The 1,150-nt window shown below is 60.3% G+C and carries 2 protein-coding genes; both read left to right on the top strand.

All coding sequences use genetic code 11. The features are described from left to right. On the top strand, window positions 1-606 hold a 606-nt coding region (locus EN939_RS35060; RefSeq protein ID WP_164751554.1), incomplete at its 5' end, for a carbohydrate ABC transporter permease. 1 nt (window position 607) lies between these two features. Beyond that, window positions 608-1,150: carbohydrate ABC transporter permease (locus EN939_RS35055; protein WP_206528438.1), on the top strand; the 543-nt coding region annotated here is incomplete at its 3' end.

Here is a 1,150-nt window from a genome sequence, read left to right as displayed (position 1 = left end):
GCTCTCAACATGCCCAAGAAAGGCTGGGGCGTGCCGGTCTGCCTGGTTCTGATGGCTCTGCCGCTGCTGATCCCGTGGAACGTCGTCGGCACGATTTGGCAGGTGTTCGGCCGCATCGACATTGGCCTGCTCGGCTACACGCTGTCGTCGCTCGGCTTCGACTACAACTACGTCAACGATCCGACCGACGCCTGGGTGACGGTCATCCTGATGGACGTCTGGCACTGGACAAGCCTCGTCGTTCTGCTTTGCTACGCCGGACTGGTCTCGATCCCCGATGCCTTCTACCAGGCGGCCAAGATCGACGGCGCCTCACGCTGGGCAGTGTTCCGCTACATCCAGCTGCCGAAGATGAACCGCGTGCTTCTGATCGCGGTGCTGCTGCGCTTCATGGACTCATTCATGATCTACACCGAGCCGTTCGTCGTCACGGGCGGAGGCCCAGGCAATTCGACGACGTTCCTGTCGATAGACCTGGTCAAGATTGCCATCGGCCAGTTCGATCTCGGGCCGGCGGCGGCCATGTCGATCATCTACTTCCTGATCATCCTTTTGCTGTCATGGGTGTTCTACACCGTCATGACCAATGTCGATGCGGAGCGCTGAGATGAGCGGCGCCAACGAAGGAACGACGAGGCAGGACCGGGTGCGTGAGACGGCCGTTTCGGACGGGCTCGCCAGCACATTGTCGCAGGACCAGCTTGCGCGGCTGATGCGCCGGCGCGGCGAAGAATCCCGGTTCTGGTGGTTGGTGCCGACGATCTACATCATCTTTCTGATGCTGCCGATCTACTGGCTGGTCAATATGAGCTTCAAGACCAATCAGGAGATCCTGGGCGCCTTTTCGCTGTGGCCGAAGAGCCCGACCCTGGCCAACTACATCGTGATTTTCACCGACCCGTCCTGGTACAAGGGCTACATCAATTCGATCATCTATGTCGTCATGAACATGGTGATCTCGGTTTCGGTGGCGCTGCCGGCTGCCTACGCTTTCTCGCGCTACCGGTTCCTCGGCGACAAGCACCTCTTCTTCTGGCTATTGACCAACCGCATGGCGCCGCCGGCGGTGTTCGCGCTGCCATTCTTCCAGCTCTATTCGGCCTTCGGGCTGATCGACACGCATATCGCGGTGGCGCTGGCACACTGCCTG

This window comes from Mesorhizobium sp. M7A.F.Ca.CA.002.05.1.1, from assembly GCF_003998335.1.
Taxonomy (GTDB): domain Bacteria; phylum Pseudomonadota; class Alphaproteobacteria; order Rhizobiales; family Rhizobiaceae; genus Mesorhizobium.
The sequence above is the reverse complement of the archived record's forward strand: the minus strand, read 5'-3'. Positions and strand labels throughout refer to the sequence as shown.